General features: G+C 45.2%; 22 protein-coding genes and 1 other annotated feature. Of the genes, 11 read left to right on the forward strand and 11 right to left on the reverse strand.

Going from position 1 to position 21927, the window contains the following annotated elements; genetic code table 11:
• Positions 1-31 precede the first annotated feature (31 nt).
• Entirely contained in the window at positions 32-649 is a 618-nt protein-coding gene (locus NYE58_RS30420; protein ID WP_036685589.1) for an SCO family protein, read from the reverse strand.
• 23 nt (positions 650-672) lie between these two features.
• A complete protein-coding gene (gene cyoE, locus NYE58_RS30425; protein ID WP_036685285.1) occupies positions 673-1605 on the reverse strand; it encodes a heme o synthase in 933 nt (310 codons plus the stop codon).
• A gap of 232 nt (positions 1606-1837) precedes the next feature.
• Between cyoE and NYE58_RS30430 the strand changes: the two genes are divergently transcribed.
• Positions 1838-2839, forward strand: a complete 1002-nt coding sequence (locus NYE58_RS30430; protein ID WP_076218717.1) for a metal-dependent hydrolase — start codon at positions 1838-1840, stop codon at positions 2837-2839.
• 105 nt (positions 2840-2944) lie between these two features.
• Positions 2945-3133: a hypothetical protein gene (locus NYE58_RS30435; RefSeq protein ID WP_341003792.1), complete on the forward strand. Its 189-nt coding sequence runs from the start codon at positions 2945-2947 to the stop codon at positions 3131-3133.
• Positions 3134-3135: 2 nt separating this feature from the next.
• On the opposite strand, the gene trpS is transcribed toward NYE58_RS30435, so the two are convergent.
• The gene (gene trpS / locus NYE58_RS30440) at positions 3136-4122 is read right to left on the reverse strand and encodes a tryptophan--tRNA ligase (RefSeq protein WP_076277571.1); all 987 of its coding nucleotides are present in this window, start codon (positions 4120-4122) and stop codon (positions 3136-3138) included.
• A 63-nt stretch (positions 4123-4185) separates the two neighbouring features.
• Positions 4186-4425: a binding site (T-box leader), on the reverse strand.
• Between the two features lie 134 nt (positions 4426-4559).
• On the opposite strand from trpS, the gene NYE58_RS30445 reads away from it, so the two are divergent.
• Both NYE58_RS30445 and NYE58_RS30450 read left to right on the forward strand, forming a co-directional pair.
• Entirely contained in the window at positions 4560-5534 is a 975-nt protein-coding gene (locus NYE58_RS30445) for an aldose 1-epimerase (protein WP_076184767.1), read from the forward strand.
• Positions 5535-5734: 200 nt separating this feature from the next.
• A complete protein-coding gene (locus tag NYE58_RS30450; protein ID WP_036685295.1) occupies positions 5735-5965 on the forward strand; it encodes an alpha/beta-type small acid-soluble spore protein in 231 nt (76 codons plus the stop codon).
• A gap of 153 nt (positions 5966-6118) precedes the next feature.
• On the opposite strand, the gene NYE58_RS30455 is transcribed toward NYE58_RS30450, so the two are convergent.
• Together NYE58_RS30455 and NYE58_RS30460 are read right to left on the reverse strand one after the other, a co-directional pair.
• Complete coding sequence (locus tag NYE58_RS30455) at positions 6119-6529, reverse strand: hypothetical protein (protein ID WP_036685297.1); 411 nt, start codon at positions 6527-6529, stop codon at positions 6119-6121.
• Between the two features lie 611 nt (positions 6530-7140).
• Positions 7141-8940, reverse strand: coding sequence for a M3 family oligoendopeptidase (locus NYE58_RS30460; protein ID WP_341003794.1), 1800 nt, complete (start codon positions 8938-8940; stop codon positions 7141-7143).
• 118 nt (positions 8941-9058) lie between these two features.
• On the opposite strand from NYE58_RS30460, the gene NYE58_RS30465 reads away from it, so the two are divergent.
• Both NYE58_RS30465 and NYE58_RS30470 read left to right on the forward strand, forming a co-directional pair.
• Complete coding sequence (locus NYE58_RS30465) at positions 9059-9250, forward strand: YycC family protein (RefSeq protein WP_036685305.1); 192 nt, start codon at positions 9059-9061, stop codon at positions 9248-9250.
• Entirely contained in the window at positions 9247-9477 is a 231-nt protein-coding gene (locus tag NYE58_RS30470; RefSeq protein WP_036685307.1) for a hypothetical protein, read from the forward strand. The genes NYE58_RS30465 and NYE58_RS30470 overlap by 4 nt, the downstream gene beginning before the upstream one ends.
• A 79-nt stretch (positions 9478-9556) precedes the next feature.
• On the opposite strand, the gene NYE58_RS30475 is transcribed toward NYE58_RS30470, so the two are convergent.
• Positions 9557-10273, reverse strand: a complete 717-nt coding sequence (locus NYE58_RS30475) for a DUF2225 domain-containing protein (protein ID WP_036685310.1) — start codon at positions 10271-10273, stop codon at positions 9557-9559.
• Between the two features lie 36 nt (positions 10274-10309).
• Positions 10310-10693 (reverse strand): globin domain-containing protein, encoded by a 384-nt coding sequence (locus tag NYE58_RS30480; RefSeq protein ID WP_076134176.1) that lies wholly within the window; start codon positions 10691-10693, stop codon positions 10310-10312.
• A 412-nt stretch (positions 10694-11105) separates the two neighbouring features.
• Here NYE58_RS30480 and ylbJ point away from each other — a divergent pair, with 412 nt between their 5' ends.
• From ylbJ to NYE58_RS30500, 4 genes are all read left to right on the forward strand, one after another.
• Positions 11106-12368 (forward strand): sporulation integral membrane protein YlbJ, encoded by a 1263-nt coding sequence (gene ylbJ / locus NYE58_RS30485; RefSeq protein ID WP_076277554.1) that lies wholly within the window; start codon positions 11106-11108, stop codon positions 12366-12368.
• A gap of 74 nt (positions 12369-12442) precedes the next feature.
• A complete protein-coding gene (locus NYE58_RS30490) occupies positions 12443-13246 on the forward strand; it encodes an NAD kinase (protein WP_076184770.1) in 804 nt (267 codons plus the stop codon).
• Positions 13247-13392: 146 nt separating this feature from the next.
• A complete protein-coding gene (locus tag NYE58_RS30495; protein WP_076218719.1) occupies positions 13393-14577 on the forward strand; it encodes a copper amine oxidase N-terminal domain-containing protein in 1185 nt (394 codons plus the stop codon).
• A gap of 81 nt (positions 14578-14658) precedes the next feature.
• A complete protein-coding gene (locus NYE58_RS30500) occupies positions 14659-16098 on the forward strand; it encodes a S41 family peptidase (RefSeq protein ID WP_341003795.1) in 1440 nt (479 codons plus the stop codon).
• 330 nt (positions 16099-16428) lie between these two features.
• Here NYE58_RS30500 and NYE58_RS30505 read toward each other — a convergent pair whose 3' ends face one another.
• The 3 genes from NYE58_RS30505 to lipA all read right to left on the reverse strand — a co-directional run bounded on the left by NYE58_RS30505 (position 16429) and on the right by lipA (position 18750).
• Positions 16429-16689, reverse strand: a complete 261-nt coding sequence (locus NYE58_RS30505; protein WP_341003796.1) for a hypothetical protein — start codon at positions 16687-16689, stop codon at positions 16429-16431.
• 244 nt (positions 16690-16933) lie between these two features.
• Positions 16934-17575 (reverse strand): YutD family protein, encoded by a 642-nt coding sequence (locus tag NYE58_RS30510; RefSeq protein WP_445671775.1) that lies wholly within the window; start codon positions 17573-17575, stop codon positions 16934-16936.
• Positions 17576-17844: 269 nt separating this feature from the next.
• Positions 17845-18750: a lipoyl synthase gene (gene lipA, locus NYE58_RS30515; protein ID WP_036685320.1), complete on the reverse strand. Its 906-nt coding sequence runs from the start codon at positions 18748-18750 to the stop codon at positions 17845-17847.
• A gap of 254 nt (positions 18751-19004) precedes the next feature.
• Here lipA and NYE58_RS30520 point away from each other — a divergent pair, with 254 nt between their 5' ends.
• Positions 19005-20105, forward strand: a complete 1101-nt coding sequence (locus NYE58_RS30520) for a M23 family metallopeptidase (RefSeq protein WP_341003800.1) — start codon at positions 19005-19007, stop codon at positions 20103-20105.
• Positions 20106-20143: 38 nt separating this feature from the next.
• On the opposite strand, the gene NYE58_RS30525 is transcribed toward NYE58_RS30520, so the two are convergent.
• A complete protein-coding gene (locus NYE58_RS30525; protein ID WP_341003801.1) occupies positions 20144-21844 on the reverse strand; it encodes a glycoside hydrolase family 13 protein in 1701 nt (566 codons plus the stop codon).
• Positions 21845-21927 lie beyond the last annotated feature (83 nt).

Consider the following 21927-nt stretch of genomic DNA (forward strand, 5'->3'; position numbering starts at 1 on the left):
GAAAAAGGCGTTTCTGTTATGCGGTTATGTTCTATTCACGAGCCAATTCATTCAGCCTATCGGCAAGAAATTCAGGCGTTATGTTATCCGTATCCCCTGCGTCATACAATGCACGGAGACGATTGTCCCGATCAACCAATGCTATGCGATTGGCATGTACGAAATTTTCTTTACTATTCCCTGCAATTAGTACTTTAAAAGAATCAGTTGCCAGCTTACGAATGACTTCCTGATCCCCCCGTAAGAAGTACCAACCCTTATAATCTGCCTGGAAACGGTCCGCAAAGCTTTTAATGGCTTCACGCGTATCATTCTCTGGATCAAAAGAAATGGAGACGAACGCCGTATCTTTTCCAAAGCTGCCATCGTCGACCAGAATTTTCTGCGTCTGAGATAACAGAAACGTAGTTATAGGACATACATCCGGACATTGTGTGAAAAAAAAGTATACCAGCCGCGCCTTACCTTGTGTATCAGCCAGAGTAATCTGGTCTCCATCCACATTTTCAAGTGAAAAGTCCTGCACTTCACCGATTACCGGCAGTTTTTCTTTTCCTAAATTCAAAGAATTAACTGCCAGATAACCAGCCATTACCAAAGCAAGCAATAGTAGAATCCAGGTCCATTTATAACGCTTAAAGGTCTGCACGGACAATAATACCCTCCCTCTTCTTAACCGTGAATCGTATTCAATACAAGTACGATCAAACTTACCGTTAGGTAGTTAATGGAGAAGAGGAAGTTCTTCTTCGCCCAGACTTCGTCATCTTTTGCTGCAAAGCCCATCAAGGTTATGATTAACCAAGCTAAGGACAGCGCTGTTGAAATCACCAGATAAAAAATGCCTGCATAATCGTAGGCGTACATTAACACTGGAATAGGCAGCAACAGTGCTACATAAGGAATCATTTGAAACTTCGTACGACGTGTTCCTTTGACTACAGGCAGCAGCGGAAATCCAGCGGCTCTATATTCTTCTTTACGTCTAATCCCGAGTGCCCAGAAATGGGGAGGTTGCCACAGAAACAACATCGCAAACATCAGCCAAGCCCCTAGATCAACTGTTCCCGTAACTGCAACGTAGCCAATTACCGGTGGCATAGCTCCAGAGATCGCACCTACTGAAGTGCTCCATGTTGATGTCCGTTTCAACCAAAGGGTGTATACTACAACGTAAACGAACATCCCTACAATCCCGAACAGACCGGCTAAAACTCCGGAAAAAGCAAACAGTACAATCAAGCCCGCAATCCCTAGCCCAATAGCATACAGCAATACGGTTTTGGGTTTCAGTCGTCCTGTAGGAAGCCCCCGATCGCGCGTTCTTTCCATCTTCATGTCCAGGTCACGGTCGAAATAGTTATTAAAAACACAGGCCGAAGCCATAACCAGCATTGTACCGAGCAGTGTCAGAACTAATCTGCCGTATTGAACATCCCAACCTGAAGCCAGCCAATATCCTGCAAAGGCAGCGATGAGGTTAGATCGGATAATACCGGGTTTTGTTACGGTAATGAAATCACGCCAACTTGCACCTTCCGGTGGAGATTTTGCAGACATAGCTGCAGAATCGGAAGAAGCTTGAAATGTTATATGATTATCCACACCAAATGATCCTCCTTCTAAACGAACTTCTAACGTTCTAGCCGAAGCACTAAATAGACTTCGCTGTTAACTTTATCATATCAAACCCGAGGAGACTTTGACAGTCATGGCACAGTATGTTCATGAATTTGACAATTACGTGACAATATTTATTTCCAGCCCGTTAATAACCTAAGCTGTATTTGGGTAATTATTAATAATGTACTTCCGAACAACAAAGGAGAACTGACCAATGGACACCGCTACACATTTAGTTATGGGCATAGGGTTAGCCGGACTTTCATTCGTAGATCCTGTCGTTGCTTCTGACCCTAAACTGGCCGGGGCCGTTATGCTGGCTACGATTTTAGGCTCACAAGCTCCTGATGCCGATACCGCATTAAGACTAAAGGACAATGCAATATATATTCGTAATCACCGGGGAATCACACACTCCTTGCCTTTTCTAATTTTGTGGCCCGCTCTGATTGCCCTAGTCTTAGGGCCTCTGTTTGGATTTACTGATTTGGCAGCTTTAAGCCATGTTGCACTCTGGGGTTTCATAGGCGTAGGCGTGCACGTCTTCTCTGATCTGTTTAACACCTATGGAACCCAGGCCGCCCGTCCATTTACTGAGAAATGGATTGCCTGGAATATCATCCACATTTTCGATCCATTCATTTTTGGCAGCCATATCGCAGCTATTCTACTCTGGATCACTGGGATTGTGCCGCCCAAACCTTTATTTATTACGCTTTATGCCTGTACCATTCTTTATTATATTTGGAGAACGGTTGTTCATGCCCGCCTTACACGAAACATCAAGCTTAAAGATATACACCATAATGCTGGTGAACGTTATATTGTAATCCCTACAATTTCACTTAAACGCTGGAACGTAGTTAAAGTGAAAAAAGACGGCAGCTATGACGTAGGGCAGCTACTGAACAACCGTCTGGAATGGTTCAAACATGCGGTCTGCTCGAATCATCCCGCTGTGGAAATATCCAAGTCGCATCCAGATATTCAGTCCTTTCTATATTTCACCTCTTATGCGGTTGCCGAAGTGGAGGAGCTTCCTTCAGGATATATGGTGCGCTGGGGAGACGTTCGTTATTTACACCGCAAACAATACCCTTTTGTGGCTGTATTAGTTATGGATAACCAATATAAACCTTTAAATACTTATGTAGGCTGGCTTAGCAGTGATAAGCTCGACAAACGATTTTCCATCGACCCTGGTTCTTTACGATGAAACTGTAGACTTACTGAGAGATCTATTCTATAATCACAAAAAATCCCGGAGTATTTTATAATACTCCGGGATTCATTTTAGCAGACACGGAAAGGAAGGCTCTTAATGGGTAAAGGACTCTCACTTTGGTTCGCTTGTTCTTCTATTCTTATTCTCACTGCCGCTTCAATCGCGATCAGCTATAGCTTCTGGCTGGCACTTCTGCTTGGTTTTCTTTGCGTAATTAATATTGGCTGGGGATTTATCCTCAAAGCCAGAATTAGACGCAAACAGGAAAGCTTAAGCTCTGACTAAGATTAACGAGCTGGCAGAAAGCCCATCCGCTCTTTTACGCCATTCAACGTCTCAGCTGCAACAATACGTGCGCGTTCAGCGCCTTCGGCAAGAATATCAGTGATCGCACCTGAACTGCGAATTTCATGATATCTTTGTTGCAAAGGCTCAAGTGTGGATACAACCACTTCCCCAAGATCCTTCTTAAAGCCACCATACATTTGTCCCTCATAACGATCGGCAATTTGCTGAAGGGACATTCCAGAACATTCCGAGTAAATACTCATCAAGTTACTAATCTCTGGCTTGTTAGCCGGATCAAAGATCACTTCACGTCCAGAATCAGTCGTTGCGCGGCTGATTTTTTTACGGATCACATCCGGCGAATCCAACAGGGCAATATAGCTGCCTGCATTCGGGCTGCTCTTGCTCATTTTTTTAGTGCCATCATCCAGAGACATAATGCGTGCGCCCACTTCAGGGATATACGGTTCAGGAATCGTAAAGAATTCGCCAAAACGGTTATTGAAACGGCCAGCTAAATCACGGGTCAACTCCAAGTGCTGCTTCTGATCTTCACCTACTGGCACAAGATCCGCATTATAAACAAGAATATCTGCTGCCATTAAAGAAGGATATACGAATAGGCCCGCGCCAACTGAATCCTTACCTGATGATTTATCTTTGAACTGTGTCATACGCTCAAGCTCGCCCATTGCCGTTAGCGTAGTCATGATCCAGCCCAATTCCGCATGCTGAGGCACATGAGACTGCATATATACATTCGAACGCACAGGATCAATTCCTGCCGCGATAAAGAGTGCAGCTACAGCTTCAGACTGCTCACGCAGTGCCGCAGGATCTTGAGCAACGGTGATCGCATGCATATCGACAACCATAAAGAAACAATGATGATCGTCTTGCAGCTTCACAAAATTTTTCAGCGCTCCGATATAGTTACCCAAAGTTAGAGAACCGCTCGGTTGTATGCCTGACATTACTTTTTTCAACATAATATAGACCTCCGTTAGATGTAATTTCCGATTTCCGAGAACGCAAAAAAAGCCTCATCCGCAAGGGACGTGAGACCGTGGTGCCACCCTTATTCGCTGCTTAACCTTTGTATAGTCGAAGGGAAACAGCCTTAGTCTTCCGTTAACGGGGAAGATCCGGCCGGTCTACTAGGGCATCTTGCTCCCGTTCAAGCGCGGCGCTCAGGGGTCCATTCATCAGGAGTGTCCTACCGGTTCGCATCAACCACCGGCTTTCTGAAGGTGCATTTCCTGTCTACTTGTCCCCGTCATCACATTCTCATCATAATTTAATGCCTTCATCATAGAACCATAAAGAGAAGTTGTCAAATCACTTAACCACTTCCGCATAAATCTGTTATGATAAGGTTATCCATGTTCTATTCGATTACAGTTACGATAAAGGAGCATATCTCATGAAACAGGTGACCAAAGGGCAGTGGGGCGGTTATGATACTTATATTTTGCACAGCCGCGAACTGGAAGTCACGCTTTTGCCGCGACTAGGAAACAACGTGATTTCATTGTTTGATGTAAAAGAACAACGGGAAATTCTGCGGCGGCCTGATGAAAGCGATCAAGCTTTCTTTATGCAAAAACCTTACCATTTTGGCATCCCGCTCTTAATTCCACCCGGAAGAATTCGTAAAGGAAAATTTCAATTCGAGGGTACAAGTTATCAATTTGACCAGAATACCGCTGGTGACAATCATATCCATGGCCTACACCGGACTCAATCCTGGTGTGTCAGCGATATTGAAGAAGACGAGGACGGTTGTGCAGTCACTACTGAATTCCTAACTGAAGATGATCCGCACTGGATGGAGCAATTTCCCATTCCACTCAAATTCGAAATGACATTCAGGCTTCAGGATGCCCGGCTCAGCCAGACTTTAAAGGTTACAAATCTCGGCGATCATCGTATTCCCTTTGGGATCGGTTATCACACCTGGTTTATGATCGATGGAGAACCTGAACGTTGGAATCTCAAGCTGCCCGTAAACAGCATTTATGAACTAAACGATGAATTGCTCCCTAGCGGCAATCTAATTCCACTTGGTGATCTAGATTCTCTAAATTCTGGAATCAACCTCCAGGGAACTAATTTTGATACTGCTCTACGTATTGGTGACAAGCAGCCCGTAGAAGCCTTGCTATTACGCGATGATGGTTATGGTCTTCGTTATACAGCTGACGAGAATCATTTCCGTCACTGGGTCCTGTATACCAAAGGACCGGCCGACCAATTTCTGTGCATCGAACCTTACACCTGGCTCCCGGATGCTCCTAACGTTTCCGATGACCCTTCCTTCACGGGCTTGCTGAAGGTAGAACCAGGTCAAAGTCTTGAGCTGTCCACTATGCTGGAAATGATCTATCCCGAGAATTAAAGCAGATATACATTATATCGGTCTTCCCTTGCGTTTACGTAAGAGAAGGCCGATTTTTTGTGCGAGCTTAGTTATTTGGGCTTTCTACCCTTACTTTTAATCGACTAATAATTACCATCCTTAAAACCTTTCGATAGCATGCATGAATTAGCCTCTTAGCGCTCATACTATCTTCACAACGGGCGAAGGAGGTGACACACATGGGTCAAGCAGGTCAAGGTCGTAGCAGCCGTTCCAATAACCTTGTAGTTCCTCAAGCAAATGCAGCGTTGCAACAATTGAAATATGAAGCAGCACAAGAGCTTGGAGTAACGATCCCAGCTGACGGTTATTACGGGAACTACACTTCCCGCGAAACTGGTTCTTTGGGAGGTTACATCACTAAACGTCTAGTACAACTGGCAGAACAACAACTGTCCGGTCGTCAGTAACATCGTTATCTTAAGTGTTTTATCCGGCAGAGGTCTTAAAAAGCCTATTGCCGACTAGCTTTCAAACCTCTCACACTTCTTCCAGAAGCTGTGGGAGGTTTTTCTAATTTATAGCCTATAGTCCCAGCTGCAAACAATTTTTATGTAAAACGTTTAACTTAAAAATTGATCAGCACTCTCGGCGTAAGCATTACGGGGAGATCGAATCATCAGATTCGCCATATTATAATTAGACTCCAGCGTAGCATCTACGATTAGCTTGCCCTGTCTTATAGCGAATTCATAGCTGATCTCACCATGAGTCCAACGGCGTTTGTATTTCAGACTCTCCAGTGCCATTAGACGAAAAGAAGACTGCTGGCTCTCCGTTATTCCTTCCTTCACTTCTGTGAATCCACCCCCCCGACCGGCTAAAGGGTGATGACGTATGCCGAATTTGCCAATGGTATTATTTCGTATTTGCACAAATACCGTACCGGAAGATAGCCCTGACAATTCCTCTTGCAGTTCCCTAAACACCAAATCCATCTGTCTTGCTAATGATAGCTGTTCTGTCTTAAGCATATCTTTCCTCCTAAAAGTTTTGTGAGCTTAGCTTCTTCGAGTTTTCTTCGTCTTATAAATCGAACCCTAAATATTTGGGCTAAGGGTCCGTCGCCAATGCGGGGAATGTTTGGACTTCCAGCCGCTGTTCTCTCCAAATTTCTTGAATTCTTACGCGTATAGCGGGTGAAATTCGGAGACAAAGGCGGTCGCTCCCGCTCTTACAGTTCCAAAATCCCCCTCGCCACTCCTTCCCCTTTTCCCAAGTTTCTGGTTCGATTTATATCGTTTTGTGAGCTTAGCTACTTCGAGTTTTCTTCGTACAAGCCGGCTTAGTAAGCGCTTACTTAAGCTTTTTGAGCTGAGCTCATTTGTCTTCCATGCAAGCCTTTTATAAGGCTCAAGGCTCATTATAGACCCCTTACATACGTCCAACAACATTATTCTACAAAATTGGGTTATTATCCCTAGTAATGCGCAAAATTCATAGATCATTCGTATATTAATTTTTATAAACCGGGGGTTTTCGACATTTAAGCATTAAAAAAAGACCCCTTAACCGGGGTCTTTGCGTGTTCACACTGAAATTCCGTTATTTTTTGTGTCCTGAAATTTGTCTTATTTTAGACATTTCACGCAAAATGCTCTGTCATCTCCAAGAACTCGTTAATATCAGCCACGATCAGATCTGTAGCTCCTTGCCAGAAATCCGGTTTTGTCAGATCCACTCCCAAATGTTTGAGCACCAAATCCTCCAATGTCATCACGCCGGTATCCTGCAACAAGCTATCATATTTGTCTGCAAAGGAAGCTCCCTCTTGTAATGCCAGACGATATAAGCCTGTACTGAACATATAACCAACGGTGTACGGGAAATTATAGAAAGGTACATCTGTGATATAGAAATGCAGCTTTGACGCCCAGAAGTGAGGATGGTATTCAGAAAGCACACCACAGAAAGCTTCTTTCTGTGCTTCCACCATCAGAGCAGACAGTTCCTCAGCATTTACAAGGCCTTCCTTACGTTTCTCATAAAAGCGAGTCTCGAACAAGAATCGAGCATGAATGTTCATAAAGAATGCCACACTGTTCTGTATCTTCGTTTCAAGCAGAGCCAGCTTCTCCTCTGCATTGCCCGCAGCTTTAACCTGAGCATCAGATACAATCACTTCTGCAAAGGTTGAAGCGGTCTCTGCAACGTTCATTGCATAATTCTGATTAAATACAGGTTGATCATCAAGCAGGTAGGAATGATAAGCATGTCCCAGCTCATGGGCCAATGTTGAAACATTGGAAGGTGTGCCGCTGTAAGTCATGAATATCCGTGATTCTTTACTCTCAGGGAAGGAAGTACAGAATCCACCAGGACGTTTGCCATTACGATCCTCAACCTCGATCCAGTTATTATCAAAGGCACGCTCTGCAAACTCAGCCATCTTAGGACTAAATTTACGGAACTGTGTGACGATATCCTTCGCAGCTTGATCATAAGGGATCTTGCCGGAGGATTTGCCTACAGGAGCTTCGACATCGACCCATGAGAGAGAATCCAGCCCCAGCAGCTTGGCTTTACGCTGAAGGTAGGACACAAGTACAGGTTTGCTATTCGTAATCACGTCCCACATCGTATTTAAGGTGTCCTGTGTCATACGATTGATGCTGAGCGGATCTTTCAGAACATCGTCCCAGCCTCTGCCCTTATAGAGCTTCAGGCGGAAGCCTGCTAAGTGATTTAAGGTATCCGCGCAATTATCTGCCGCTTCAGTCCAAGCCTCTTCCCATTTATGGAACATCGTTTGACGCACTTTTGGATCTGGATCATCCAGCTTATTAAAAGCTTGACCAGCAGATAGCAGCTTTGTTCCTTCTTCATCCTCAAATGGGATCTTGATCGAGCTCACAATCGTATCATAGTGCCCGCTCCATCCATGATATCCGTCAACAGCTAATTCCAACGCTAAGCTTTCCAGCTCAGGGCTCATCTTCTCACGGGCCAAATCACGGCTCTCGCTCAGTACGAACGTTAAAGGAGCAATCTCTGGACGAGCCATCCACTCAGCCCATACCTTGTCCGTAGTCTGACGAAGGACATTGCTAAATTGCGAGCTGATCCCTTCGAATCCGGCGCGCATGCTTGTCACTTTGGCCGCCAGCCTTACCGCACCCTTGTCCATCTGATTCTGAGCGCCTAGACAGTCTGCGAAGGAAGTGACCTCCACAAGTCTTCCTGAACAGCTCTGAAGCAATGCTATAACCTCATCCAATGCTTTTGTAGACGCAACATCCGTTGGTGCCACAGCATCCTTCACAAAGCCTTGCAAGGATAAAATATCTTTTTCAAGCTTGCTCAAGAACCCTTCTAACTCTGCAGACGAAGAACCCCCCGGAAAAATAGTATCAAGTTCCCAAGTCAGTGATAACGGTTGTTTCATGTGTACTCACCATTCCTTTGCTTTCATTTGACTTTCTTTGTAATTGTCTTAACACCATGGTAAAGTGAATAACGATATCTGAACATTTATAGCCGATAAACTTTAGGAGGGCATCCATATGAAGCCACTACAAATTTCACCGGAAACAGCCATTACGTTATCCAAGCAACTAGGCGTTCCTTTGGAACACTTGATGCATATGCCCCAACATATTTTACTACAAAAAATAGCGGAGCTATCCAAAAAAGAAAATCCCCCACAAACTGAGGGCGAAAATGAAGAGACTCCTTCTGGGAAGGACTCACAATGATTCCATTTAGTCATACCTGGCCTTATGACATCATTCTAGGCGATATGTATGTGCAATACTGTCCATTCTGCAACTCAGAGAATGTGCTTCTGCCTATGAAGCCAAAAGAATTACAAATCGTTCGTGACGGCAAGAAAAAACTGCTCGTCTTCCCCTGCTGCAGCGCCAGTCCTACAGTTATAGATAATGACGGCGATTACCTTTTGTTCGATCGAGCTGTCAGATAAGCAAATCCTAACATTTTCTTTCTACAAAGCGCAGAGGAGAATTTAAATTCTCTTCTGCGCTTTTTGTTGTTCGCAAACATTATGAACTTGAAGACAAGCCTTCGATATCAACTTCAACATCTAGAGCCTCAGCACGCATTTGCTCCCGTAAAATAACCCACTGCTCACGTGCCGCTCGAATCATCGCCGCATCCATGATCTTCTGATCATTAATCAGACGGGAGAACCACATTACAGCCACTGAGTATTCTCCGATGCGCCGATTAAGTTCGCCGATCAGGTACATGAGCCGGGCATCATTGCCGGCAATGCCATCTATTTCATAGACCTTAACATACTCGTCCAAAGAATAGCGTAAAAAACGCTTCTCCTGCTCAGTCTCCCCTTGATAGCGATAGAGCCAAGCAATATGATGCAGCAGACTTGCGATAATCCGATCTTTATCGTTAATACTCTGAGCACATAAAAGCGCCAGCTTATAGGTCTCGAGCGCAGTTTCCCAGTCTCGTTTCTCTCCAAAGTCCCGGCTCTTCCAGCGTTTCCCTACTTGTTCATTAAATGCCTTGCGCTGGCGTTCCGTCAGCTTGTCAGCCGAATTTTCTGTGGAGGCAAACCCGCAATTGGGGCAGACCCGTACAACATAATAATCCGGATTCTCATTTTTATAATACGCGCAGAAATCAGCATCACGCCGAATAGCCTTTTTTAGACTAGGGCGTACCCGCGAGGTTGAAAATTCATTTTCACAGTTGCAACACTTGACCTTAATAGAATATAGGGGTATTAACTCTGTCAAGTACTCTCATTCCTTTCAGGATCAACCTGTCCCTTGTTATTCCTGGGGCATGTTAACAAAATGATGTGCAGGACCTGCAAGGCGGCTAAGCACGAATGAACGCAGTGGTTCTTCGACTCCAGTCTCCACGAGTGCCTCTTTCATACATTGTAGCCACTCCTCAGCACGTTCTGGAGTAATAGGAATATGCATATGCCTTGCTCTCATCATGGGATGTCCATGTAATTCCGAATAAAGTGGACCCCCGCCAAAAAACTGTGTCAGGAATTGATATTGCTTCTCCAGAACTGGAGTAATATCTTCAGGGAACAAGGGTCCCAGCTGCGGATGAAGCTGTACCTTGGCATAGAACACTTCCACCAACCGATGTAGTGCTTCAGCCCCCCCTAGATTGTCATATATACTCTCATTTGGATTCATTGAGGTTACCAGCCTTCTTCCATATTAATGAAACGTTACTTATTTTATTATACCAAAGATAAGCATAACACGGATATCCGTCGAAAGTGCTCTCTAAACTACAGAAAAAAGGCGCTAAACTATAGTTCAGCGCCTGAAGAGTAAGGTTAGTAGGTCCTAAATTCCTCATCACCAGGAGGGACGAGAGAGACCCGGATTACATATACAAAAGCACAAACGAGAACTCCGGCTATAACGCTCATCGCTATCACTCCATCCCATTTAATCGTGTAACAGAGGGTGCATTTATTTATTACATAATATCATAATTCCTGCGAAAAAGCACAGATAATTGTAACCGCTTTCTCCATTTTTTTGTGCTGTTTGTCCCTCTTTTTGCATACATCTAACCATAGACCAGGAGGCGTTAATTATGACTTTTAAAAAGATTGGCGGCCCGCTGCTGGGATTCATATTGGCAGGTTGTATGCTGCTTATGTTACTTCATCCTGAAGCATCTCTTGCCGCAGCCTTACGTGGCCTGGCCATCTGGTGGGACGTGCTCTTCCCTTCACTGTTTCCCTTCTTCGTCATTTCTGAAATCATGCTAGGCTTAGGCATTGTCCATCTCTTCGGCGCTTTACTTGATCCACTGATGCGTCCCCTCTTCGGTATACCAGGCAGCGGTGGTTTTGTCGCGGCCATGGGATATGTATCAGGATATCCCGTTGGAGCCAAATTAACCGCTAAGCTGCGGGAGCAGAAGCTGATCAGCAGAATCGAAGGTGAACGCCTTGTAGCATTTACAACCTCCTCCGATCCTATTTTTCTATTAGGGGCGGTATCCGTTGGGTTCTTTCGCGATGCTTCTTTGGGGCTAATATTGGCACTAGCCCACTACGGAAGTGGCTTAATGGTTGGTCTCCTAATGTCATTTCATGGACGTAAGGAACAAAAGACTCCCACCCAAGACCCAACAAAAAGTAGTTCTGACGTCCCCACTGCTCCAGCAAAACAAGGATTCGGCAGAATACATGCCGCACTCCTTGCGATGTCCGAAGCCCGGCGCAAGGATGGACGTAGCTTCGGGGAGCTGTTAAAAGGAGCGATCCAATCCTCGCTACAGCTTATTATTGTCGTAGGGGGTCTGGTTGTATTCTTCAACGTGCTAATGGAGCTGCTTGCCCGTGCCGGAATCCTGCCCTCACTATTTAGCCTGGCCGGATCTCTCGTCTCCCTTGTTGGAGGGCCTCCCGAATTAGCTCAGGCCTTGATCAGCGGATTATTCGAGGTCACCATAGGTGCTCGTTCTGCTGGTGAAGCCGCTTCTTCCATCCCGCTTCAATTCAAGGTCGCAGCAGCTGCCTTTATTCTCTCTTGGGGCGGATTATCTGTACATGCCCAAGTCGCCAGTATTTTGAACGGTACCGGGCTGCGTTATCTGCCGTTCTTAACAGCGAGACTAATACATGCCGTACTCGCAGCAGGTCTCGTGGTGCTGCTATGGAAGCCTGTGATGGGATCAGGATTGTCTTCTGCCTGGGTCTCTCTGCCAGCCTCCACCGCCTTTACACCTTCAGCCTCTGGTGTCACTGCCAGCCTAGCTCTACTGAGTCTTATACTGGCCGCTGCTCTTCTAGTGTCACTGCTTATTCCTGTCTTTATGGCAATGCTCCGATTGATGCGCCGAAGTTGATTACATATTGTGTTCCGGGGCAAGATTGATTATGATCGGTGTATGACGGAATTATATAAAGGAGCTTGTACATCTTGAGATATTATGTTCTGGACCGCGGTGATGAGCTGTCAATCAAACTTGCCGAGCAATTTCACAAGCTGGCGGCGGAGCGGGATTTGCAACTGGATGCCGAGTCTCCGGAAATCGTCATCTCGATAGGTGGAGACGGCACAATGCTGCACGCTTTTCATACCTTTATCGATCAGATTCCCAACTTAGCCTTTGTAGGTGTGCACACAGGACACCTCGGCTTCTATGCGGACTGGCAAGCAGAAGAGCTGCCCACCTTAATCGATTATATGTGCGGAACCGGTGATACTGAGCCGCAGAAACCGCGCATTGTGAAATATCCATTAATAGAGCTGGAGATTCACAAAAAATCGGGATCTTCGTCTCACATTGCCCTCAACGAATTTACCCTTAAAGGGGTGGATGGAACTATAATGATCCAAATCGACATCAATGATGTCACCTTCGAAATGTTCCGGGGCGATGGACTTTGTATTTCAACTCCCTCTGGCAGCACCGCTTATAACAAAAGCCTTGGGGGCGCTATGGTTCACCCTTCAATAGAAGCGCTGCAGATTGCCGAAATCGCGTCTATTAACAACCGTGTATTCCGGACAATGGGCTCTCCGCTACTACTGCCGAAGCATCATCATTGTGACATTTTTTCATGTAAAGACCAGCGCTTGCTGCTCACCGTAGATCATAACAACATTCCTGTTGATGATCTGATTTCAGTACGCTGTCAAGTTTCAGACAAAAAAGTCAGCTTTGCAAGGTATCGTCCGTTTCCGTTCTGGAACCGTGTCCGTGAAGCTTTCTTAGTCTGAAATCAGGGGATCAAAAAGCTGGAGATTTCAATATCTCCGGCTATTTTTGGTGTGACAAAACTAACACCAATTGATAGACATAGAGAGAAATCAAATGGTATAATGAGGCTATTTTACAAAGAGTTACATAAAAGGAGAGAGTACTGTTGAAAAAATTATTATCCCTCTTGAGCATAAGTCTTCTGGCCCTGATACTGGCGGTCCCGGCTTTTGCTGCTTCAAAACCGATTGATGTTTATATCAACGGCAGTAAGGTTTCCTTTACCGCAGGAACCCCATACTTAGCGAACAATTCTGTACTTGTCCCTTTCCGGGTCATCTTCGAAAAGCTTGGACTCCAGGTGCTTTGGGATGCCAAGACTGGAACAGTAACAGGTAAAAGTTCAAATCTGGCGATCAGCCTGAAAATTGGCAGCAACCGCGCAACCGTTAACGGAACCGTGAAAAAACTGACCACCGCACCAGTCTCCTCAGCTGGCACTACATACATTCCTTTACGTTTTATCGCAGAGGCAACCGGAGGCACAGCCGTCTGGAATTCAACCAGCAGAAGCGTGCAAATTACCACCCCAGTATCCAAAGATAAGGACGAAGCAGCGATTACAGCATTAATCCGTTTGTCTAATAAATATTTCAATGAAGAAAAAGCAATTAGCTTCTATTCCCTTATGGATTCAGAATCCTCTAATGCGGAGTCGGTGGCGGATCTTAATGCATCCTTTGAGATTTTTGATATAAAAAATACTATTGAGAGTTTGGAAATCATTGATATTTCAGGCAATGACGCTACTGTATATACACTGGAAAGCTCTCGCCGGACAGGTGGGGCCTATACGCCAGATACAGAGGACGAATACATGTATACACTTGTCCGCAAGAATGGAAGCTGGAAAATATCATCTGTGGAATCCCAAAGCTCCGTGATACTGCTGACTCGTGAACAAGCTCTAAAAACAGCAGCTAACATTCCTCAAAATGATGCGGATGCCATCAAAGGTAATATCACCAAATATTATCAAGCTATGAATGAACAAAATTCGGCTGCTGTTCTCTCCACCATGACTTCATACGGAGAAGAATATGATACCTCCCTTAAGGAAGATCTGGAAGATTTCTTTACTTCATATGACGTCACTTATACTCCAAGCGTTTCGAATATCTACTATTTTAGCGCCAAAGAAGCCGCTATTTATGTAGAAAGCAAAGAGAAGGATGCCAGTGAAGAGGAAACTTTTGAGCAAGGCACGATCTTCATTTTATCCAAGTCGGATAACGGGGTATGGACTACTGATAATACCTACAGCGTTTACTATAAACTTGTGAAATCCTAACAACCATACGTCACAGAAAGTTAATTCGTGCAGTGTATACTTTCTTATCTTATAAATTATATAAAAAGGGCGTATGATTCCATGAAATCCAATAAAGTAATAAGTGCACTTCTAGGCAGCTGTCTGGCTTTATCCCTAACTTTTGCTCCAGTGGTGTCTGCTGCCGATGCCGCTCAGGCATCTACAGATAACCGTGATCTTATCAATGAAGTCATGAATATTCTGGAGAACTATAACCTCTCCGGTGTAGATAAGGATACCTTGATTCGTGGAGCCATTGACGGCATGGTGAACACCCTGGATGATCCCTATAGCCAATACTTCAATACCGAGGAAGCGGCACAATTTGAACATGATGTTGATCTGGAATACGTTGGTATTGGTGTTAGATTGCAATATACCGCAACAGAGCTCTACATCGAAGACATAACACCCGGTTCGCCTGCAGAACGAGCAGGTCTGAAACGCGGCGATACGATAGTCAAAATTAACGGAATCCCCGTTGAAGAGACTGAAGGTGACGAGTTAAGCGGAGCCGCAGGCACCAAGGTCACTCTGCAGGTGGTCCGGAATGGAGTGTCTAAATCATTTCGTGTAACCCGGAATGAAATCAGCTCAACTTCCGTTACCGGAACCATTGTTGGACAGAAGATAGCCTACATCACACTGAGCGGTTTCACACAGAATTCCGATGAAGAATTTGCCGCCATGCTGAAAAAGATGCGCGCAGCAGGTATGAAATCGATGGTGCTTGATTTGCGTGACAACTTAGGCGGCTATATGGATTCGGCATACAACATTACCTCCAATTTTATGGATAAAGGCATTATGATGTATACCTCTGATCAAACCGGAGCACTTACTCCAGTAACGATTACCAGCGGCAGCAAAATAGGCGTACCCGTCGTTATTCTAACGAATGAGTACACTGCCAGCGCTTCTGAGGCGCTTACTGGCGCATTACGTGATAATAAGCTCGCTACCGTCGTAGGCACTCGTTCTTTCGGCAAAGCACGTATTCAGAGCCTGCTTCCAATGTCTAATGGAGACATGCTGAAGCTGACTACGCAGAAATACCTAACTCCAAATAAAGAAGACTTTAATCACATCGGCCTTGCACCGGATATTGAGGTTAAAGGCAAAACTGCACAGCTGATTACCGCTCTTCAGATTGCAGGAATGAAAAGCATTGAGGTTTCCGGTGATCATCATATCTTGAACGTCAACGGGGTTGCCTTTGCTGGTAATGTGGGTCTAATAAAGCAAGGAGATAAGACTTATGCTTCTTCGCTCGTATTAGGTGCACTGATCGAAGGCGACATCACATGGGATGCCAAGAACAAAAAAGTCATCGTAACGAACGGGGCAGGTAAAGCGACCGGCTTTACATTGTCCTCCAAAGAGGCGCTTTCTCAGAACGGCGAGACCTTCATTGAATTAAATGCCTTTAAGAAGAAGTTCCCTGCGCTTGTATGGAGTTACAATGCAACACAGAAACAATTGAAATTATCTGTAAAATAGATCCTTAATCTCACTAATCATTAAGCTGCTGAATCAAGCACCAATGAGTAAAAACAGGAGTTGTCACATAAGCCATGAAATGGCCGTTGGGACAACTCCTGTTTTTTGTTTAGTTTGATAATATTTGCACCTACGAAACATCTGTAGCACCTATCGGACATGGATGACCCTAAACGCAATATTAATCCATATTTGTTATGCTATCGGACTCCATAGTCGCTATTGGTATGAAAAACACCATAATTACGCCTCTTTCTAACGAATAGCATCATTGGAGTCCGAAACACCGCTCAAAAGGCTGAAAATTCGCAAATAACGGCATCTGGGTCCTTAAGCCTTAGGGGATGATGAAACTGCTGGGTCAAGCAGCCAACGACTAACAGCAAAGAGCAGCAGAGCAACACACAGTAGCACAGCAACACCGAGCGGCACAGCAACACCGAGCGGCACAGCAACACCGAGCGGCACAGCAACACCGAGCAGCACAGCAACACCGAGCCACACAGCAACACTGAGCAACACCGCAACACTGAGCCACACAGCAACACCGAGCAGCACAGCAACACCGAGCAACACTGAGCAACACAGCAACACTGAACAGCACAGCAACACAGCAACACCGAGCAACACAGCAACACAGCAACACCGAGCAACACAGCAACACTGAACAGCACAGTAACACTGAACAGCACAGCAACACAGCAACACCGAGCGGCACAGCAACAGCAGAGCAGCGATCTCCAAGTAACGGGAGAAACGCTGCTCTGCTATTTTTTATAAGAAAAAAAGCTGGCTCATTCGTAGAAGGACTCTACTTATGGTTCAGCTTTCATCATTAAGGTTGTGAATTTTCTATGTTTTGATTGTTCTGGTTGTTTTGGTTGTTTTGAGCGCTTTGAGGTTTTGGTGTGTTTTGGGGCTTCTGAGACTGACCTTGTGGCGGTCTGCCTTGGAAATCCTTTTTGGATTTCTTGCCCTGTGAATCCTTGCCCCGGTGATTTCGGCTCTGATGTTCTCTCACAGGTCTATCCTTCGCCATATTGTCCTTAGAAGAAGTCATCTCTTTAAATGCCAATGAGTGATTCGAGCCTTGCTTAGAGGATGTTTCTTTAACAGAGAACTCTTTATCTGCAGCCGCTTCATCACTAGCTTCCGATTCTTGCTCCAAGGCCTCTTCATCACTCGGCTCTGGTATTTCTTTGATTAAAATATCCTTGAACATGCCTTCCTGTGGTACCTCTTTCAATTTATGCAGCACAAAATAAGCGCAGCCAAAATTGCAGTATTCATTAATATAATCAACCATACCCGAAATCGCTGTATCCCGATTCACCTTAGGATGGTTGTCCCGGTAAAAACCTTTCAAACGCAACTGACTGTAACCCCAGTCACCGATAATATAGTCGTATCTTTCCAGCACCTCGCTATATCTCCCGCGAAACGCCTCCGGATTCCAACCATCCTTATGATCCAACATAAGTTCATAGCCTTTTCCGCCTATTACGATCAAACCTTTTGTCGCCTGCCTTTCTTTGGGTATCGTGGCGTTGATTATGCCGCCATCTATGTGGAATATTGGGCTTTCGATCGCTGTTCTAGAACCGCTCCTACAGCACCAATATTCCCCTCCGATGACGCAAATCAACGATTTTTATGGGTAACCTAAGAGCAGAGATATCAGAACGCTGTCGCTTCTTCCTCCTCTTACTAACATTCTCCGTGAATTAAACCACAGAAAAGCAATAATTAGCTAGAAGAAACCGCACGCTCCTCGCGAGCTTGAGCTGCAGACTTCACCTGCTCATGCGCATGATAAGAGCTGCGAACTAGCGGGCCTGATTCCACATGGCTGAAGCCACGCTTCATTCCCTCTTCCTTCAACAGTGCAAATTCCTCCGGTGGATAATATTTCTCCACATTTAAGTGTTTTGGAGTGGGTTGCAAATATTGTCCTAAAGTCAATATATCACAATTTACGGCTCGCAAATCATCCATTGCTTGTAAAATCTCATTCCACTCTTCACCGACACCAAGCATGATGCTCGATTTGGTTGGAATATTGGGTTTCATTTCCTTGGCTCTACGCAGCAATTCCAAGGAACGAGGGTACTTCGCTTTAGCCCGTACACGATCTGACATCCGTTCCACGGTCTCAATATTATGATTAAGAATGTCTGGATTACTGTTCATGACAATCTCAAGACTATTCCGGTCTCCTAAAAAGTCTGGAATAAGCACTTCAACACTACATAACGGAAGGCGTTTACGAATCGCCGCTACCGTCTCAGCAAAAATCTGAGCGCCACCATCCGCAAGATCATCGCGGGCCACACTAGTCACCACACAGTGACGAAGATTCATTTTCTCTGCAGCTTCAGCTACACGTTCAGGCTCCTGCAGGTCCAGTTCTGTAGGCATCCCTGTATTCACTGCACAAAAACGGCATGCGCGTGTACAAATATCACCTAAAATCATGAAGGTAGCCGTACGGTTTGCCCAGCATTCATAAATATTCGGACACCTAGCTTCTTCACATACGGTATGTAAAGTTTTGGAACGCATCATGCTTTTGATTTCCTGATAGTTGTCACCGGTAGTTAGCTTAATCTTAATCCAATCCGGTTTAGGTTGCTTTGCTGTTTTATTAGACAAAATGATAAACCCCGCTTCCTCCTGAATGTGATGCTGCAGATGAAAGTTGCTGCCTCATATTATAACATGTGCGATTTACAATTGCCTGTTTTTGTGAAATATGCAGGGTGTATCATCTGGAATTTCCAGCGAGATTTTTCTGGTACCTTTAGACAAGAACGGATAAAAAGTAGCATTTTGCACCAATCTATAAAAAAGCTTCATCCGAAGTAACTACATTCAATTTAATGCCCGGACAAAAGGAGGCTGTTATCTTGCTGGCCCTATTGAAGAATATTAAAGACCGGAGAACCCTGTTATGCCTGTCCGCGGCCGCTATCCTCTGGGGTGGTTTAAACCTTCCCGTTTCAGCAGCTGTAGCGCGGCCTACAATCCAACCGGTGATGAGCAGCGGGGATCCCGCTAGTGCTAGCAAAGAAGCGCAATGGTCTGGCCGAAGACAGCTTTATGAGCAAATGAGCGCAGCTACTGGTATCCCGTGGTTTAGGTTCGCAGCCATTGATCAATATGAACGCACGCTCGCCAAAAAGGGAGCCTCAGGGCAGCCTGTCTCCACGCGCCTTACAGCCATAAAGATCCCGGCACCGGTATGGGCTGGTCCACTCAATCCGGATCAAGGGGATACTTCCCCGAACTCCATTAGCTTCTTTGATGGTTTTGGCAGTGATGGCTCAGGAGACGGGATTGCTGATCCAGAGAATGATGCGGACGTTCTGTATAGTATGGCTAGACACTTATTGAAGTATGGACAATCCGCTAGTGATTTCAGTATCGGGGTCTGGGAGTATTATCACAATGGCCGCGCCTCGCAGCGCATTACCCAGTTCGCGAAGTTATATGAACATTTTGGACGGCTGGACCTATCCGGCAATGCCTTCCCGCTTCCCTTAAGTAACCTTTATTCTTATCGTAGCACTTGGGGCACTGGAAGAAGCTGGGGTGGAGCACGTATCCATGAAGGAACAGATTTATTTGCACCTCAAGGAGTGCCAGTCCGAAGCACCTGCTTTGGCTTAGTGGAGACAAAAGGCTGGAACCGGTACGGCGGCTGGAGAATCGGGATTCGCGATATTGAGAACCGTTACCATTATTACGCTCATCTATCTGGATATAACAAAACCATTTCTCGCGGAGATATAGTCACCCCCGGTGAAATTATTGGCTGGGTAGGCAGCTCGGGTTACGGCAATCCCGGAACACAAGGGAAATTTCCTCCGCATCTACATTTTGGCATTTACCGCGATCGCGGAATTACCGAATGGGCTTTTGATCCGTTTCCGTTGCTGAAACAATGGGAGAATCAGGAATATAGAGACTTAAAGAACAAAAGAAGCAAAAAAAGTGCCGTAAATTAGAATAAGGTCCCTTTCCTTAGAGAGGGGCCTTTTCTTTTTTAATACAACATCAAACAGCCGAATGGTTCAATGCTGACCGTAAGCTTATTATTATTTTTAAAAATTACTCCAGACAATAAATCAGTTAATTCGTTCTTATCAGCTCGATATGGGCTAAGCTCTAGTTGGTAAGGGTTTGGAGAATTATTGATAATCAGCCCTATCTTTTCGTGCTCCACACCTCGTATGTAACCAAGCACATTACGAACTTCATCAGTAAACCAAGGACGGAAGGAACCTTTGCGCAGAACCTCATGACTTTTTCTCAGAGAAATCAACTGTTGATACCACTTATGCAGCACTGCATTCTGAGCTTGTTCTTGCCATATCATAGCTTTTCTACAGTGGGGGTCCGTCGCCCCTTCCATCCCAACCTCATCCCCGTAATAGATCATTGGAATGCCGATATAGGTCATCTGGAAAAAAACAGCCAGCATCATACGTTCAACAGCGGTACCCAAGCGGTCCCAACCACGCCCACCTTCTTTACACGCCGTAAGAAACCGCAGGGTATCATGGCTGCCAAGCAACTGAAACATAGCCGAATTCGCCTGGTCATTATACAACGCCTCCTGATGGAGCAATTGCTCCATAAAGCGAACTGGCCCCGTCGATTGTTCCGCAAAAAATTCTAATACTGCATCACGAAGCACATAATTCATTCCTCCATCGAACTGATCCCCTCTAAGCCATGGCCCAGAAGCATGCATAATCTCACCGATCAGCAGGATTTCAGGATATTCAGATTTGAGTTCTTGCCGAAACCGGGACCAAAAACGCGGATTAACTTCATTGGCCACATCCAGACGCCAGCCGTCAATCCCTGTCTCGCGCACCCAATACTTCGCAACCTCAATCATGTAATTCGCCGTATCCGGATTATCCATGTTCAGCTTTGGCATATGCGCTTCAGCTTTGGCAAACGTTTCATAATTGGGTACAGGGGTCTGCGTAACCGGAAAGGAATGAATGAAGAACCAATCTTTATACGGAGATTGCTCTCCTTTTGCCAACACATCCTTAAACGCGAAAAAGCGGTCTCCCGAATGATTAAACACAGCATCTAAAATCACTTTGATTCCATGTCTGTGCGCCTGGCCGACCAGTGCCTTCAATCCTTCCGTATCCCCAAATACTGGATCAACCTTATAGTAATCGGAGGTATTATATTTATGCTCTGAAGGAGACTCAAAGACAGGCGTCATATAAACAACGTTTACTCCTAACTGTTGCAGGTAGGGCATTTTGTCAGAGATGCCTTGTAAGGTCCCTTCGTTATAACTGCTGGGATAGATTTGATAGGTTACTGCATCCATGCTCCATGAAGGTAACTTCAACGCCTCAGAATGATGGAGATATGCATATTGAAAAGAACCCGCACGTTCCCGGTTCTCCGACGCCCCTCTCTCTCCATACCAGACATATTCACCCGCAGGATTAGTTACATGGAATAGATATCTGCATTTTTTAGTAGGGGTCTCAATGACCGCTTCATGTATCTCATAAACACCTGCCGACCCAATCCGCTCCATCTGCAAGGGAACTTCATGCCCCGGAGAATCATAACGGTCTGAGTAGATGACGGTACAGGATAATTGCTGTCCAGCTTGCGTGAACAGTCTGAGCTTCAAGATGCCCGTACCCATAGGATAGGCAAACGGATCTTCACTTGTATGATATAAAAACCATGTATGAGGCATAACTTCTAAACTCCTTTTTATGCTTTTATCGTTAAATCTATAAGACTTATTGTGATTAGAGAGACTGCTAAATTTGTGTTATT

It is taken from the genome of Paenibacillus sp. FSL L8-0708, assembly GCF_038009325.1.
Lineage (GTDB): Bacteria > Bacillota > Bacilli > Paenibacillales > Paenibacillaceae > Paenibacillus_AQ > Paenibacillus_AQ odorifer.

Coding starts and splice junctions, on each gene's coding strand:
- NYE58_RS30450 (WP_036685295.1), top strand. CDS start 5,735: ATGGGTCAAGCAGGTCAAGGTCGTAGCAGCCGTTCCAATAACCTTGTA.
- NYE58_RS30455 (WP_036685297.1), bottom strand. CDS start 6,529: ATGCTTAAGACAGAACAGCTATCATTAGCAAGACAGATGGATTTGGTG.
- NYE58_RS30525 (WP_341003801.1), bottom strand. CDS start 21,844: ATGCCTCATACATGGTTTTTATATCATACAAGTGAAGATCCGTTTGCC.
- ylbJ (WP_076277554.1), top strand. CDS start 11,106: ATGACTTTTAAAAAGATTGGCGGCCCGCTGCTGGGATTCATATTGGCA.
- NYE58_RS30445 (WP_076184767.1), top strand. CDS start 4,560: ATGAAACAGGTGACCAAAGGGCAGTGGGGCGGTTATGATACTTATATT.
- NYE58_RS30500 (WP_341003795.1), top strand. CDS start 14,659: ATGAAATCCAATAAAGTAATAAGTGCACTTCTAGGCAGCTGTCTGGCT.
- NYE58_RS30465 (WP_036685305.1), top strand. CDS start 9,059: ATGAAGCCACTACAAATTTCACCGGAAACAGCCATTACGTTATCCAAG.
- NYE58_RS30460 (WP_341003794.1), bottom strand. CDS start 8,940: ATGAAACAACCGTTATCACTGACTTGGGAACTTGATACTATTTTTCCG.
- NYE58_RS30430 (WP_076218717.1), top strand. CDS start 1,838: ATGGACACCGCTACACATTTAGTTATGGGCATAGGGTTAGCCGGACTT.
- NYE58_RS30470 (WP_036685307.1), top strand. CDS start 9,247: ATGATTCCATTTAGTCATACCTGGCCTTATGACATCATTCTAGGCGAT.
- NYE58_RS30480 (WP_076134176.1), bottom strand. CDS start 10,693: ATGAATCCAAATGAGAGTATATATGACAATCTAGGGGGGGCTGAAGCA.
- NYE58_RS30510 (WP_445671775.1), bottom strand. CDS start 17,575: ATGTTGGATCATAAGGATGGTTGGAATCCGGAGGCGTTTCGCGGGAGA.
- NYE58_RS30435 (WP_341003792.1), top strand. CDS start 2,945: ATGGGTAAAGGACTCTCACTTTGGTTCGCTTGTTCTTCTATTCTTATT.